This is a genomic window from Brevundimonas sp. GN22, from assembly GCF_054824005.1.
The window spans coordinates 1-15139 of the sequence record NZ_JSYD01000039.1; the positions used below are offsets into that span (position 1 = coordinate 1).

At 64.3% G+C, this 15139-nt stretch carries 11 protein-coding genes; 4 read left to right on the plus strand and 7 right to left on the minus strand.

Features of this window, described 5'->3' with window-relative positions; all coding sequences use genetic code 11:
* The 3 genes from trpA to OB03_RS06120 all read left to right on the plus strand — a co-directional run.
* The coding region (trpA, locus tag OB03_RS06110) for a tryptophan synthase subunit alpha (RefSeq protein ID WP_461343536.1) at window positions 1-519 on the plus strand (519 nt) is incomplete at its 5' end.
* A gap of 10 nt (window positions 520-529) precedes the next feature.
* On the plus strand, window positions 530-1423 hold the full coding sequence (gene accD, locus OB03_RS06115; protein WP_461343537.1) for an acetyl-CoA carboxylase, carboxyltransferase subunit beta: 894 nt from the start codon (window positions 530-532) through the stop codon (window positions 1421-1423).
* Window positions 1424-1451: 28 nt separating this feature from the next.
* Window positions 1452-2738 carry a bifunctional folylpolyglutamate synthase/dihydrofolate synthase gene (locus OB03_RS06120; protein WP_461343538.1) on the plus strand — a complete coding sequence of 429 codons (1287 nt, stop codon included), beginning with the start codon at window positions 1452-1454 and terminating at the stop codon, window positions 2736-2738.
* 62 nt (window positions 2739-2800) lie between these two features.
* Here OB03_RS06120 and trxA read toward each other — a convergent pair whose 3' ends face one another.
* From trxA to OB03_RS06155, 7 genes are all read right to left on the minus strand, one after another.
* Entirely contained in the window at window positions 2801-3127 is a 327-nt protein-coding gene (gene trxA / locus OB03_RS06125; protein ID WP_242912818.1) for a thioredoxin, read from the minus strand.
* 74 nt (window positions 3128-3201) lie between these two features.
* Entirely contained in the window at window positions 3202-6717 is a 3516-nt protein-coding gene (gene addA / locus OB03_RS06130) for a double-strand break repair helicase AddA (RefSeq protein ID WP_461343539.1), read from the minus strand.
* Window positions 6714-9812, minus strand: coding sequence for a double-strand break repair protein AddB (addB, locus tag OB03_RS06135; protein ID WP_461343540.1), 3099 nt, complete (start codon window positions 9810-9812; stop codon window positions 6714-6716). Before addB ends, addA begins: the two co-directional genes overlap by 4 nt.
* A gap of 6 nt (window positions 9813-9818) precedes the next feature.
* Window positions 9819-10526, minus strand: a complete 708-nt coding sequence (gene murU, locus OB03_RS06140) for an N-acetylmuramate alpha-1-phosphate uridylyltransferase MurU (RefSeq protein ID WP_461343541.1) — start codon at window positions 10524-10526, stop codon at window positions 9819-9821.
* The gene (gene amgK / locus OB03_RS06145) at window positions 10523-11623 is read right to left on the minus strand and encodes an N-acetylmuramate/N-acetylglucosamine kinase AmgK (RefSeq protein ID WP_461343542.1); all 1101 of its coding nucleotides are present in this window, start codon (window positions 11621-11623) and stop codon (window positions 10523-10525) included. The genes murU and amgK overlap by 4 nt, the downstream gene beginning before the upstream one ends.
* The gene (gene tsaE, locus OB03_RS06150) at window positions 11607-12065 is read right to left on the minus strand and encodes a tRNA (adenosine(37)-N6)-threonylcarbamoyltransferase complex ATPase subunit type 1 TsaE (RefSeq protein ID WP_242912825.1); all 459 of its coding nucleotides are present in this window, start codon (window positions 12063-12065) and stop codon (window positions 11607-11609) included. The genes amgK and tsaE overlap by 17 nt, the downstream gene beginning before the upstream one ends.
* Entirely contained in the window at window positions 12062-12907 is an 846-nt protein-coding gene (locus OB03_RS06155; protein ID WP_242912826.1) for a GNAT family N-acetyltransferase, read from the minus strand. The genes tsaE and OB03_RS06155 overlap by 4 nt, the downstream gene beginning before the upstream one ends.
* Before the next feature lie 104 nt (window positions 12908-13011).
* Between OB03_RS06155 and OB03_RS06160 the strand changes: the two genes are divergently transcribed.
* Window positions 13012-15093 carry a dipeptidyl-peptidase 5 gene (locus tag OB03_RS06160; RefSeq protein WP_461343543.1) on the plus strand — a complete coding sequence of 694 codons (2082 nt, stop codon included), beginning with the start codon at window positions 13012-13014 and terminating at the stop codon, window positions 15091-15093.
* Window positions 15094-15139 lie beyond the last annotated feature (46 nt).

Sequence of the window (15139 nt, forward strand, 5' to 3'; positions counted from 1 at the left end):
GAATCCTATGGCTATGCGCGTTTCGCCAAGGAAGCCGCCGAGGCGGGCGTGGACGGTCTGATCGCCGTCGACTGTCCACCGGAAGAGGCTGGCGATCTGGCTGCCGCCATGGATGCCGAGCAGATTTCCCTCATCCGTCTGGCTACGCCGACGTCGGACGATGCACGACTGGCCACCATCGTTCAGGGCACGTCGGGCTTTGTCTATTATGTTTCGGTTGCGGGTGTGACCGGTGTACTGGAAGCGCAAGCTTCCTCGGTCGCTCCGGCGGTCGAGCGCGTGCGCAAGGCGTCGGGCTTGCCCGTCGCGGTCGGTTTTGGCGTCAAGACGCCGGAACGCGCTGCCGAGATCGCTCGCGTCGCCGATGCGGTCGTTGTGGGCTCGGTGCTGGTCGATGAAGTGGCTGCTGCCCTCCAAGGCGGACAGTCGGCCGTGACCCGAGTTCTCGACAAGGTTCGCGAACTTTCCACGGCAGTTCGTGGTGCGCGCACTAGTGCTTCCGTTGCGGAAACCGTCTAAAGAGCCTCCCATGGTCGATAAGAATTCCGAGAACAAGGCCCGCGGTGGCTGGCTGTCGCGCCTTTCCCCCGGTGTCCGCAAGGTCGTCAAAACCACGGACACGCCTGACAATCTTTGGGTGAAAGATCCCGACACGGGCGAGATGATTTATCGCTCGGACCTCGAAGCTGCGCTTTGGGTCACGCCGTCGGGCCGTCACATGCGTATCAATGCGCCGACCCGTTTGAAGGCGACCTTCGACGACGGCAAGTTTGAAGCCATCGACACCCCCGCCGTACCGGAAGATCCGCTGAACTTCTCCGACGGCAAGCCGTACAAGGAACGTCTGGCCGCTGCCCGTAGGGCCGCTGGTCGCCCCGACACCATGGCCATCGGCTATGGCACGATCGACGGCACCCCCGCTGTAGTCATCGTTCAGGACTTCACCTTCATGGGTGGTTCGCTGGGCATGGCCGCGGGTGAAGCCTTCATCACCGCTGCACAAGAAGCTGTGAAACGCGGCGTTCCCTTTGTCTGCTTCACCGCCGCCGGTGGTGCTCGTATGCAGGAAGGCGCGCTGTCGCTGATGCAGATGGCCCGTACCACGCTGGCCATTCAGGACCTGAAGGCGGCTCAACTGCCTTACGTTGTGGTGCTGACCGACCCGACCACGGGCGGTGTGACGGCATCGTACGCCATGCTGGGTGACGTCCATCTGGCGGAGCCGGGGGCACTGATCGGCTTTGCCGGCCCGCGCGTGATCGAAACCACCATCCGCGAGAAACTGCCGCCGGGCTTCCAGCGCGCCGAATACCTCAAGGAAAAGGGCATGGTCGATAAGGTCGTGACCCGTCATGATCTGCCGCAGACCCTTGGCCGTATCCTGTCCATCCTGATGAACGGCAAACGCAAAAAGGCCGCCTGAGGCCATCAATAAAGGGAAGCGTCGCGTCTTGGACCCGATCTCTGACCGTCTGAAGGCGCGACACCCCCAGCGCATCGACCTGTCCCTTGGCCGTATGCAGGCGCTGTGCGCAGCGCTGGGCAATCCGCAGGACCGCCTGCCGCCCGTCATCCATGTGGCAGGCACGAACGGCAAGGGATCGACCGTTTCGCTAATCCGCTCGATCGCGGAGGCTGCGGGCCTCAAGGTTCACACCTATACCTCGCCCCATCTGGTGCGCTTTAACGAGCGCATCCGGTTGGCGGGCGAACTCATCACCGATGATCACCTGAACGCCATCCTCGACCGCGTCGAAGATGCCATGGCCGCAACCGGCGGCGAGGCCACGGTGTTTGAAAGCACCACGGCGGCAGGTTTTCTCGCCATGGCCGAAACACCTGCGGACCTTGCGATTATTGAGGTGGGCTTGGGCGGTGTTCTGGACGCCACCAACGTCATCGAGCGGCCGCTTCTCAGCGTCATCACGCCGGTCGATCTGGACCACGCCGAGTTCCTTGGTACCGACCTTGCCGGTATTGCTCGCGAGAAGGCGGGTATCATCAAGGCCGGTGCCCGTTGCGTTGTGGGCCGACAGTCCGAACCGGCGATGGACGAGATTGAACGCCGCGCCCAACAGGTCGGCTCTCCGCTGACGGTACTGGGCGTCGATTTCGATGCATGGTCCGAGCGGGGCGGTCTGGCCTATCAGGACCAGACGCGTTTTCTTGATCTGCCCGCACCGGCTTTGTCGGGCGCGCACCAGTTCGACAACGCAGGCGTCGCCATTGCGGCCGCGCTCGAACTGGATCTGCCGGAAGAGGCGATCGCCAACGGCCTCAAAAACGTTTTCTGGCCTGCCCGTATGCAGCGCCTGACGGCGGGCAAATATGCCGACATGGCCAAGGCCGCCGATGCCGAACTGTGGTTAGACGGGGGCCATAATCCTCACGCCGCCCGCGCTCTCGCCCGCGTTCTGGGTGACCGCCACGCCAAGGCCCCGCGCCCACTAACGCTGGTCGTCGGCATGCTGAGCAACAAGGACGCCGGCGGGTTCTTCGAAGCGTTAAAAGGTCTGGACGCCCACGTCATCGCTGTCCCGTTCGAAGGCAATGCGACCGAGCCGGAGACCCTTGCCGCCGTCGCCCAAGGGCGCGGTTTCGGGGTGACCACTGCTGCTAATGTCGACGAGGCGATGAAGCGGGCGCTGGCTATGGATGCAGGCCGCATCCTGATTTGCGGCAGTCTCTATTTGGCGGGCGAAGTGCTGGGCGCGTCGCCCGAGACATGGCCCCGCTAAACGACCAATAAAAAGGGCGGCCCCGCAAGGAGCCGCCCTTTTCATATTCAGTGATCGTGAGATCAGCCGACGCCGGCTTCAGCCAGCCATTCGACGATCTTGCCCTTGGGCATCGGGCCGACCTTCATGGCGGTCATCTGGCCGTCCTGGAACAGCATCAGGGTCGGAATGCCCTTCACGCCCAGCTTCGACGGGGTCATCGGGCTGTCGTCGATGTTCAGCTTGGCGATGGTGACCTTGTCACCGATTTCGTCCGACAGGGCTTCCAGCGACGGGCCGATCTGCTTGCACGGGCCGCACCATTCGGCCCAGAAGTCCAGCAGCACAGGCTTGGAGGCTTGCAGCACTTCGGTTTCGAACGACTCGTCGGTGACCTTGAGAGTGGCCATGGTGTCTCTTTCTATCAGTGTCGGCGCAAGGCTCGCTCGCGCCTGTCGGTCATGATTTGGGGCAGATGGGCGCGTTAATCAATGGGCGGGCGGTTCAGGGCGAGCATCAAGATGGCGCTATCGACAGGCATCAGCTTGGGCCCGTCGGTCCAGACCAGCGCGGCCTCGACCGGACGGTCGGAGTAGAGCTGGCGAAGAACAGCCGTATAGACCGCCAGCTGCGTCAGGTAGGCGGGGTCTACATTGTCCAGATGATCCGGTGCCGGACGGTTGGTCTTGTAATCCACCACCAGCACACGCTCGGGCGTGATGACCAGACGGTCGATCTGGCCATTGATCTTGACCCCGGCGGGCAGTTCCGGCGCCGTGCCGGTCAGCGCCACCTCGGCGCGTGAGCCCAGCCCGAACACCGGCGCAAAGCGGGTATCGTCCAGCACGCTAAAGGCCGCCTCGATCATCTCGGCGCGTTGCACATCGTCTAGATCGACTTCTTTGGACAGCAGACGCTGGGCAGCGCTGCGGCGCATGTCGGGTGCAATATCGGGCAGGCGTTCCAGCAGGCGGTGGATCAAGTCCCCGCGCCGGAAGCGACCCAGCGCCCTGCCGCCCGTGGTCGCCACAGCCAAGGGCGAGGGCGCGGGGATGCGCTTGATCTTGCGGTTGTCCTCCATCTGGGACGGGGCGGCAAAGCGGGCGCTACGGTCGGCTGGCGGCGCGCTCAGTGCCCAGTGGGGCAACTCCACGGCATTTACGGCCACACGTTTTTCAGGATCCAGCGCAGGCGGAAGCTCTCCCAGCCGCATCCGGCCATCGGGGCCGGCCATGACCGATCCGGCTTCAAGCTGGGCGGTAAAGGTCTGGAGCAGGATGTCCCACCAGCTGCCTTCGACATAGCCGAGCTTACAGTTGCCGACCTCACGGCCCATGATGATCAGACGATCCTTGGCGCGGGTCAGGGCGACGTAGAGCAGGCGCAGCGACTCTTCGTCCGTGCGCTGCTCACGCAGGCTGCGCGCCTCGGCAGAGGCCTCGCAGTCATCGTTCTTGGACGACGGACACATCAGCCACGCCTCGCCCGCATCGCCAGCGGGAACGGGCATCAGCTTGGGCCCTTGCGGCTTGGCCTTGGACGTGGTGTCGGGAAGAATGACGACGGGCGCTTCCAGACCCTTGGAGCCGTGGACGGTCATGACCCGCACCTCGTTGCGGGCCCCCTCCATCTCGCGCTTCACCTCGACGTGGCTCTGCTCCAGTTCCCGCAGGCAGATCTCCAGATCGCGCCCGCCGCGCTCCTCGGCGGCCAGCACCTGCGCCAGCGTCTCGTCTATGGCCTCCTCGGCCTCGTGACCCATCCGGTCCAGAATACGTGCGCGGCCCGAGCGGCCATCGGCGTACACATGGTTCAGCGCCGTGCTGAAGAAGGTGAAGGGATCGGCATCGCGCACATCCAGCAGCTTTTGCAGCAGGTCATGTGCCTCGCGCCATTCGGGCTGCTCGTCCTTGCGGTCCTGCAGCGCGTCCCAGAGGGGCTGGCGACCCCGCGTCTCGACATTGGCGAGGTGGTAGAGGTCGTGCGGCGCGCCGAAATCGGGCACGGCGCAGAAGGGACTGCGCAGGATTTCCGCCAACGACAGATCATCCTGCGGGAACAGGGCAAACCGTGCCAGCGACAGCATGTCGTCAAACACGATGTGCTCGTCCAGCTTCAGACGGTCGGCACCGGCGACCGGCACACCCTCCATCTTCAGGGCGCGGATGATTTCTTCAAAGGTTGCGTCGCGGCGGCGGACCAGCACAAGGAAGTCACCGTAACGGGCAGGGCGATAAGACGAGGTCTTGGTCGCCGGATCGAACTGCCAGATACCGCGCCCCTCATTGACCTGTTGCTTGATCTCGCGGGCGAGGGCGCGGGCCAGCTGTTTGCGGGCGCTGGCCTCGCTTTCCTGATCGACAGGGGCCTGCCATGCCTTGCGCTCGGGGCGCTCCGGCTCGGTGAACAGGGGCCACATCTCGACCGATCCGGCATCCTTGGCGCGGGCGGGCAGGTGGGGCTCGATATCGCCGGTGCCGTTCAGGGCGCGGGCACGATCCGGATCGGCAAAGACCGCATCGACAAAGGCCAACACCTCGGGCGTGGAGCGGAACGAGGTTTCCAGTCGCACATGCTCGAACGTCGCGTGGACCGCCTCGGCTATCAGCTGATAGCGGCGGGATTCCTTCAGCAACTGCTCGGGCTTTGCGCCCTGGAAGGAATAGATCGACTGCTTTTCATCGCCCACGGCAAAGACGGTGCGGGCGATGGCGCGGTCGCGTTCCACGCCGTCACCGGCATAGAAGCTCTCGGTCAGGGCCCGCATGATCTCCCACTGCTCGGGGGCGGTGTCCTGCGCCTCGTCCACCAGAACGTGCTCGATGCCGCCGTCCAGCTTGAATAACACCCAAGCGGCATTGGACCGCTTAGTCAGCAGTTCAGCGGTGCGCCCGACCAGATCGGTAAAGTCGAGCGCGGCCTCTTCCTGTTTGCGGGTGTCGTAGAAGTGGCGGTGCAGCCGTGCCAGCGTCAGGACAGCCTCGGTTTCCTCCGCCACCCTGATCTTGCGCAGCACCTCGCGGGTCGCGACGTATTTGCTCTGCAGCGCGGTCAGATAGTCACCAACAATCGGCGGGATGGATTTGGTGACCATCTTGGCGCGCGGGCTGCCGGACTGGGTCAGAAACACGGGTCCCAGCCCCTCGAAGGTCCAGTTGTCACGCGCCGCCCGCATGCACGCAGCGACAGCGGCATCGGTTTTCGACCCCGTGTCCATGACGGCGATGGTGTCGTTCCACTCGATCTTGCTGATGTAGCGGACGAAGTCCTCGCCGGATTGGTCGGTGCTTTCGTCGCCCGCGCCGGTCAGCTGTCGCGGATTGGGGGCATCGCCGGTCGCGACGGCATCCAGATAGGCGGACAGCGCCTCGCGCTTGGCCTCGATCATGGCCAGCAGGTCGTTGAAACTGCCGAAGTCCATTGTGGTGGCGAAATGCTCATAAGCGCGGCTGATGGCATCATCGGCGCCCAGAGCGTGACGGGCGAGGTCCTCTCGCGCATCCTGCGACAGTCGGATCGCGGCCTGATCTTCCAGAACCTTGAAGCCCGGCGTGACACCCGCCTCCAGCGGAAAACGGCGCAGCAGCTTTTCGCAGAAGGCGTGGATGGTCTGGATCTTCAGACCGCCCGGTGTCTCCAGTGCGCGAGCAAACAGGCGACGGGCATCGGACAGGTCCTGCTGGTCCAGCGTGTTGGCATCGCGCCCGTCCAGATCGGCCAGCGAGCGCGACAGGGTCTCGTCGTCCGCCACGGCCCATTGGCCCAGCTTTTCAAACAGGCGGGCCTGCATTTCGGCAGCGGCGGCCTTGGTATAGGTCACGCACAGGATTTCGCCCGGCTGGACGCGTTTCAGCAGCAGACGCGCCACGCGGTTCACCAGTGTGGTCGTCTTGCCCGAGCCCGCATTGGCGGTGACAAAGATCGACTTTTCAGGGCTGGCCGCGACCGACTGGAAATGTTTGGCCCGTTCGACGGGGGACAGGGTGGCCACGTCAATCATGCCGCGTCTCCTTCGCCTTCGCTGTCGGCACCGCCGACGACCATCCACTCCCACACGCGGGCGAGGTGGTCGTAGTTGCCACCGAAATTGCCCATGTATTGCGGCGCTTCCCATGAGACATAGGCCCGCGCCGGATCGTCATAGGCGGCGACGGCATCTTTTAGGCGGTCGAACTCGGCAGCGCTGATCTGGGCGGCGCTCAGGCTGTTGGCCTTGGACGGGGCGGACACGTCCGTTTCCTTGCCGCCTTCGCCGCGCCCGATGACGCGCACATAGACCAGTGCCGTCGGATCGGATGGATTGCCGAACCCGCCAGCGGCCAGAATGGCCCCCGTCAACGACAGCTGCGGAGCAAAGCCTTCGACCACCTGTTTGGCGGATGGCGCAGAGCCGGTCTTGAAGTCGATAATGGCCGCGCCGTGGGCATCCAGTTCGATACGGTCGGCCTTGGCGGTGACAGTGAACGGTCCAGCCGGTCCGTCAAACATCAGACGCCCCGATTGTTCGACAAGGATTTCAATCCCCCGCTCGCGGCGGCGGCGCTCGAATGCGGCCAGCCAGCGGGCGCTGATACGGCTCAGCGGCACCTCGCGGGCCATGGCGGCGTCTTCAAAGCCTTCTTCGCGCAGGGCTTCCTGAATGAAGATAGCGAGTTGCTGCTCGAAGTCCTCGGGCAGGTCATAGGGCCATGTGGTGACAGCCCGCTCGATGGCTGAGTGGATGGCGTTACCGCGCTTTAGCGCCTCGGCAGGTTCACCCGGTCGGTCCATTTTGCGCAGACCCAGAATGCGCTGGGCATAGACGGCATAGGGATCACGCACCCAGCGCTCGACACCGGTGACGGGCAGTTCGCGTGGACGTACTGAAACGGGCGGCGTTGGTGCAGGGCGTCGGGCATAGGCGGGTGTGCTGGATTGCGGGGCGTCCAGATGGCGGGTCCAGTCGATGACCTGTCGGGGGGCAGCGATCTCGACGGGCGTAGCGGCTTCATTGGCCCCACGCGTGAGCATGTCGAGGCGCCACAGCCAGCGCGATCGCACAGCCGGCTGGCCCCCGCGACGCTCGCAGTTCACCAGCACCACATCGGGGGCGCAGGCGGCCTGAATGAAATCCTGTGCGCTCTGGCCAATGCGGCGCTCGGGCGGCGGCAGGCCAAGGACGCTGCGCATCGGACGCGACAGGAACGGGTCGACGGGCGCGCCCTGCGGCCAGATGCCTTCTTCCAGACCCGCAAGGATCATCTTGTCGGCGCGGACCAGACGCGCCTCGATGGCCCCGAGGATGCGCAAGGACGGATGGGTTGCCCCGCCCGTGCGCACCACAGTGTCGGCCAGCAATCCTTGCAGCATCTCCACCAAATCGGACGGAGTCACGGCACCCAGCGCAGCACCGCCCGCGATCAGGTTGGACAGCAAAGATGCAGCCTGTTCACCGTCGGGTCCGGCCCAGGCGGTCTGTCCGGCCAAGCCCTCGACCAGACGGGTCAGGGCGCGGGCGGCTTCGTCCAGAGGCACATGGGTCTTGCCCGCAAAGGGCTCGCTCCCGAGGGCTTGCAGGCTGGCCAGATGATCGACGAAGTCGCACAGCCGCTGGGTGCGGGCCTCGCGCTTGGCCTTGGCCTCTTCGGTTTCGTTGTCGCGCGGCTTCTGGCGGCGCAGATAGGTTTTCAGACGCGCCAGCGTACCGTGCGGCGAGGTGCGCAGGCCGTAGCGTTCCAGCGAGGCGGCCAGATATTCCGACCACTCGACGTCCAGCGCGACCAGCGGATGTTTCAGCAGGGCCAGCAGGGTTTGCGGATTGGCCTCGTCCTCTACCCAGCGGGCGCAAAGCTCCAGCAAGGTGCCTGCGGACATGCGGTTCAGCGGCGCACCCGCCGAGGTGTCGGCGGTAATGCCCCAACGTTGCAGGCGGGCCTGAACACGGCGGCCCAAGCCCTGGTCCGGCGTCACGAGGGCGCAGGTCTGGCCTTGGGTTTCCAATGCCTCGCGCATCATCAGGGCGATGGCGGCGGCGGCCTCTTCCTCATGACGCAGGGTCATGACGCTAAGGCCCTTCAGCCCTTCGGCGATGGGGTCGCGACCCGTATCTGCGGCGCGCTCGCGGATGTCCTTGATGGCGTGACGCCAGTCGCCCGTGGCATCGGCAGGACGCAGGGCCTCGTTAAGCAGACGCTGGCGGGCCATGCCGCGTTGCAGGACTTCAAGCGCGATCTCGGGACGGAACCACGGACGCACTTGGGCGCGCGCGATGTCGTGACGCTCCAACAGGCGTTTCAGCGCGCGCTGGGGGTGTTGTTCGTTCTCGCCGGTGATCTGGGCCCAGACGTTTTCTTCCAGATCCAGATCGAGGCCGGGCAGGACGACACAGCCCTGAGGGGCACGGGCGACGGCCCCCATAACGTCGGCAGCGGCGGGCACAGTACCCGTCGAGCCCGCGACAATCAGTGGCTCTTGCGGGGGCTCGCGGTCCCACAGTTCGGCAAGGCGGCGCAGCAAGGTTGCCTTACGCCATGAGGGGTCGACCAGACCCATCTGCTCCAATCGCTTGGGCCATTTCTCGACGCCCAGCGCGAGGAACTCGGCAGAGCGCTGCCAGTGCTCGGCCATGTCGCCTTCGACCAGCCCTGCGACCATGCCGGGGTCTTTAACCTCTTCGAGCTGGCAGGAATCGAGGAAGCGACCCAGCGCATCGGCAAGGTCCAGCGCCTGAACAGGACGAAGCTCGCTGTCGAAATCCTCGACAATCATCTTGGCCAGTTCAAACCGGCGCGTGAGCGCCGGAATGGCGGGCGGTAGATCAAGTCCCAGCGCACCCGGCGTGAAGGGCGGTTCGTCTTCCTCAAGGTCACCCAGTGGGCGCACCTGTGGCAGAAGCACGGGGCGGTCTTCCGACAGTTTGGACAGGGCCGCGGTAAAGGCCCGCGCCGCACGACGGTTCGGCAGCAGGATGGTCGCGTCGGACAGTTCTTCCGGCGGGCGGGTGCCCAGCCAGCTCAGAACCCCTGCGGCCAAATCTTCCAGAAACGGGCGCTGGGCCGCGATGGTGTACCAACGCGGTGTGTCACCGGAAAACGGATCGAAAGCGCCCCCGCCCATATCGTCTTATCCTTTGAGTTTGGCTTCGGCCTCGTCGCGGGCCTGCGGATCGCCGACGTGCATCCAGTCGCCGTCCATGACCGTGCCATAGAGGCGGCCCTGTTCGGCCGAGGCGCGCCACAGCGGGCTGAGCGAGAAGGCCCCGTCCGGTCCCTGATCGGCATAGGACGGGCGGGTGATGTGCACGCCCATATAGGCAAACGGCACAGACGGGCGCTCGCCACGGAAGGTCAGGCGGCCATCATCGGCAACCGAGAAATCGCCGTCACCCTCAAAGCCGATAGAACCTTCGCGACGGGCCAGCAGAAGAGCGGCATCCATCGTCTCGGAGTTCCATAGGCGCACCAGATCACCCAGCGCATCGCCACGGTCTATCCAGACGCTGTCGATATTGGCGACAAACACCGGATCATCGCCCAGCAGCGGCTTGGCCTTCTTCAGGCCGCCGCCCGTTTCCAGCAGTTCGGCGCGTTCATCCGAGATGACAATGCGGATGTCATCGCGCTTGGACAGATGCTGTTCCAGACGATCAGCGAACCAATGGACATTGACCACGGCGGTCTCGACACTAGCGGCAACCAGACGGTCCAGCACGTGATCGATCAGGGCGCGGCCACCGACCTCGACCAGCGCCTTGGGGCGGTCATTGGTCAGCGGGCGCATGCGGGTGCCGAGGCCAGCAGCCAGCACCATCGCTGTTTTCGGGGCGATCATTTGCGCACCTCTGCAGGGACGTATTTGTCGAACCAAGCGGCGACCGTGGCCAGCGCGGGCTGTTCGAGGTTGCGGTTCAGTTGCGCCCACATGCGCGGCAGGAACTGCGCATAGCGAGGCTTGCCGTCACGCGCGATCAGGCGGGCAAAGATACCGATGATGCGCGCCTCGTTAAGGGCGGCCAGACCGGCATAATCGGCCGTGAAGGCGGCGCGATCGACGCTGGGGCGAAGGGAGAAGTAGTGGTCCAGCGCCGCAGCTTCGAGCTCCGGCGACACATCGCGTCGTGCATCCTGCAACAGCGAGTGCAGGTCCCAGCTTGGGTGGGCGATGACGGCATCCTGAAAATCGATCATGCCGACGCGGGCCGCACCTTCGCGGTCGCTCAGCCAGATCAGGTTCTCGGCGTGATAGTCGCGGTGAGCCATGACCGAGGCACCCGCAGCGCCGGAAGCCACAACCGGAGCCCAAGCCTCGCGCCATTCGGCCACAGCGGTCTCATCGAAGCTGGCGCGGCTGTTGTACTTCGGCAGCCATTCGACGAACAGATCGGCACCGCCCTGCAGCGCCACCTCGTCATAGACCAGCATCGGCCATTCGCCTGCCGGACCGTTCAGGACTGAGGGCGGTGTGCCTGCATCGTGCAGTTTCGCCAGTGCCTCGATAGCGGCGAGATAGAGCGGGCGCTCGTCCATGCCCAGTTCGATGACGCGGGCGAACAGATCATCGCCAAAGTCTTCCAGCAGGGCCAGACCATTGGCGACATCCAGCGCCGGAATGGCGGGGGCCGACAGGCCAAGGCTGTTCAGATGGGCCGCCACGGCACCAAAGGCTTCGATACGTCCTGCAGACAGGCGGGCAACCGCATTCCAGCCCTGCGCGTGGCGTTCCTCGGCACTCCAAGCCGGATTGCACGGCTGGCTCTCGGCAGCGGGTGGTTGGTCCATCAGCATGAAGCGGCGACCATCGGCGGCGATGATGCGTTCATAGCGGCGCGTCGAGGCATCGCCCGGCAGCGGGTGCCGTTCGGCATCGCCAAGGCCAGCCTTTTCCAGCAGGGCCAGCTTCAGGGTTTCGCGCTCAGAGTTGGAGGTCATTGATCTTACCTTCCCAGCGGCCTGCGCCAGAAACGGTCGCAAGGCGGGACTGGCCCTCTTCTTCGAGAGTAATCGTCAAAATGTCGTGGCCCAGAAAACGGGCAGGGTCGTCGCCCAGACGCTCAGGCCATTCGATGATGGCACAGCCTTCGTCCAGCGCTTCGTCCAGCCCGATCTCCCACGCCTCTTCGGGGTCGCTCAGCCGATAGAGGTCAAAATGCGCGACGGCCGGATGACTTTCGTAAAACTGGACGAGGGTGAAGGTCGGGCTGGGCACATCTTCGTCGGGACGGGTCAGGGCGCGGATCAGCCCGCGCGCCAGCGTCGACTTGCCCATGCCCAGCGGGCCATAGAGCAGGATGCTGTCACCGGCCTCCAACAGCGGGGCGAGGGTTTGGCCAAGGCGGGTCGTGGCCTCGGCATCGGCGAGATGCAGTTTCATGCGGGGAAAGGCGCGTCCGGACGGGCGGCCAGATGCCGCTCGATATAGGTCTTTAGCTGATCGGTTGCGCCATCGGCGTCAACCTTCAGTTGCTCGGGTGTGACAGGTTTTGCGAATGACAGGCGGAAGGTCTGACCTTCCTTGTTCAGCAGTTCGTGGAAAAGCGTCACGTCGCGCAGTTCCTGCGAAAATCTATCGAAGGTGTGGAACAGCTTGCTTGTCGGTCCTGTCATATGCACGGGCACAACGGGTGCCGCATATTTTCTGGCCAGCGACGCAGCCGAACTTTCCCACGGCGGGTCGATCAACACGCCGCCTTCCACGCGCGCCAGACGACCTGCAGGAAACAGGACGATGCAGCGCTCTTCGGTAAAGGCCTGTTTGGCGGCGTTCAGGGTCTGGCGCGTTTTCTCGCGGGTGCGTTTTTCGTGGACCCACTCGACCGGAATAATGCTTTCGGTCAGACGCGGCGCGACGCGGATGGCGTCGGCATTGGCGAAGAAGATGGCGTCGCTGCGTACGCGCCGTATCGCGTCATACATGGCCACGCCATCGGCAATACCCGTCGGATGGTTGCAGACGATAACGCAGCGTCCGGTGGCGGGAAGGTTCTCCAACCCCGTCGTCTCGACATTAAGCCTGAGTAGATCGGACATATATTGAAGCGCGTCCGGTCCGCTGCGGTCCTTCATCTCGTCGGCCATGGCGACGGCCTTCGGATAGCCGAGCAGGGCGTAGAGCACAGGTCGCACCAAGGGCCACACCCATGCCTTCGTCAGACGCGGCGCGCGTTCCGCGATCAGCACATCGACAATATGGGGGGCAGCCGAAGATGGGGTCATGATCCGTTTGTCGCCCGCGTCGCTGCGACGGGCAAGCACCTTGGCGATTGCGACTATCCCCCTTAAGCAAGGTCCCAGTGTTTTTCGGGAATGGGGGCAAGCGAATGCGTGCACACTGGATGATGGCGACTGCGGCTGTGGCCTTAATGGCGACGGCGGTTCCGGCTCTGGCTCAGGAGGCGGCGAGCGTTACGCCTGCTGCGCAGACGGCGAGCACCGGCCATACTGTCGAAGGTGGTCTGCCACTCAAGACGCTGGCCTCGATGGACCGTGTGTCCTCGCCGGTCCTGTCGCCTGACGGCAAGCGTGTCGTCTATGCGGTGTCGAGCGTCGACTATGACGCTAACAAGTCCTCGACCTCGCTGTGGGTGGCCAATGTCGATGGCACGGGCGATGCCCGCAAACTGATCATCTCCGAGGGCGGAGCTTCGAACCCCGAATGGGCTCCGGATGGTCGATCGATCTATTTCACTTCGTCGCGCGGTGGCTCCAATCAGGTTTGGCGCACTGACGCGGAAGGTAACGCTGCGGCGCAAGTGACCATGCTGCCCGTCAGCGTCTCCGGCTTCCGCATCGCGCCGGATGGCCGCTCGCTGGTGCTGGGCATTTCAGTCTTTGCCGACTGCGACACTCTGGAGTGCACCAAGACGCGCGGTGACGCAGCGGCAAAGGACACCCAAACGGTTTACGACGAGCTTCCGCTTCGTGTGTTCGACCGCTGGTACGACAACAAGAAGTCCCACCTGTGGGTTCAGCCGCTGAACGCATCGGGTCTCGCCGAAGGATCGGCGCGCAGCCTGACGCAAGGTATCGGCGCCGACTTCGGTGTCGGCGGGATCGAGTTCACCCGTGACGGTGCCATCCTGGTCTCGACCAAGCTGCTGGGCGACCGCAACGCATTCACCAACAACAATGATCTGTACCGCATCCCTCTGGCAGGCGGTGCGCCGCAGAACCTGACGGCGGGCCATACCGGACCGGACAGCAATCCGGTGCTGTCGCCGGATGGTCGCCGCCTCGCATGGCTGGCCAGCCCGCGAGAGAATGTCGGTGGGGATCAGGCTGTTGTCATGCTGGGTAATGCCGATGGTTCTGATGCCCGCGCCCTGTCCCGTTGGGATCGCGGTCCCGGTGATCTGACTTGGCGTTCGGACGGCCGCGCTCTTTACGCGACGGCTGCTGATCAGGGCCAACAGCGCCTGTTCGAGATCGACACCCGCAGTGGCGACGTTCGCGCCCTGACCGATATCGGCACCGTCAGCGCCTATGACGAGCAAGGCGGCACGGTGGTCTATGCGCTGGAAAGCTTCACCTCGCCGACCCAGCTTTATGTGCTGAAGGGGGGCGAAGCCCGCCAACTGACGAACCTCAATGCCGAGGCACTGGCCTCCATCCGCCCGTCGCGTCCGGACGAAATCCGTTTCGCCGGCTGGAATGGTGAAGAGGTCCACGGCTGGGTGTTCAAACCCGCCAACTATGTCGAGGGCCAGAAATATCCCGCGGTCTATCTGATCCACGGCGGGCCGAAGTCGCCATGGACCGAAAGCTGGTCTTATCGCTGGAACCCGCAGGTCTATACCGGCGCAGGCTATGCGGTGGTGATGATCAACTTCCACGGTTCGCCCGGCTACGGTCAGGCCTTCACCGATGCGATCAACTCCAACTGGGGCACCCGTCCGCTGGAAGATCTGCGCAAGGGCTGGGAAGCGGCTGTTGCCAATAACAGCTTCATCGATGCCAACCGTTCGTGCGCTCTGGGCGCTTCTTACGGCGGCTATATGATCAATATGATCGCAGGCCAGTGGAACGAGCCGTGGCAGTGCCTTGTGAACCACGCGGGCGTGTTCGACGTGCCGCAACTGATGAACGCCATGGACAGTGGCACCTTCATCCACGAGTTCGAGGGCACGACCTGGGATCGTAAGGCCGTCTATGACGCCCAAAATCCTGAAACCTATGCAGGCCAATGGAAAAAGCCGATGCTGGTCCTGCATGGCTCGAAGGACTTCCGCGTGCCGATGGAGCAGGGACTGGCGACCTTCTCGGCGCTGCAACGTCAGGGCATCCCCAGCCGCTTTGTTCACGTGCCCAACGCCAACCACTGGGTGCTGGAGCCCAAGGCGTGGGTGAACTGGCAGCAGGAAATCCTCGACTGGACGGCCCGCTACACGGCTCCTGCCCAGTGACGGTCACGTTAAACTGAGGGTTTGCGGGCGGCGTATCGGGTGTTAG

Bases quoted from the DNA above. Each gene is read 5' to 3' on its own strand.
- OB03_RS06160 (WP_461343543.1), top strand. From the start codon at position 13,012: ATGCGTGCACACTGGATGATGGCGACTGCGGCTGTGGCCTTAATGGCG.
- trxA (WP_242912818.1), bottom strand. From the start codon at position 3,127: ATGGCCACTCTCAAGGTCACCGACGAGTCGTTCGAAACCGAAGTGCTG.
- addB (WP_461343540.1), bottom strand. From the start codon at position 9,812: ATGGGCGGGGGCGCTTTCGATCCGTTTTCCGGTGACACACCGCGTTGG.
- addA (WP_461343539.1), bottom strand. From the start codon at position 6,717: ATGATTGACGTGGCCACCCTGTCCCCCGTCGAACGGGCCAAACATTTC.
- murU (WP_461343541.1), bottom strand. From the start codon at position 10,526: ATGATCGCCCCGAAAACAGCGATGGTGCTGGCTGCTGGCCTCGGCACC.
- tsaE (WP_242912825.1), bottom strand. From the start codon at position 12,065: ATGAAACTGCATCTCGCCGATGCCGAGGCCACGACCCGCCTTGGCCAA.
- OB03_RS06155 (WP_242912826.1), bottom strand. From the start codon at position 12,907: ATGACCCCATCTTCGGCTGCCCCCCATATTGTCGATGTGCTGATCGCG.
- amgK (WP_461343542.1), bottom strand. From the start codon at position 11,623: ATGACCTCCAACTCTGAGCGCGAAACCCTGAAGCTGGCCCTGCTGGAA.
- accD (WP_461343537.1), top strand. From the start codon at position 530: ATGGTCGATAAGAATTCCGAGAACAAGGCCCGCGGTGGCTGGCTGTCG.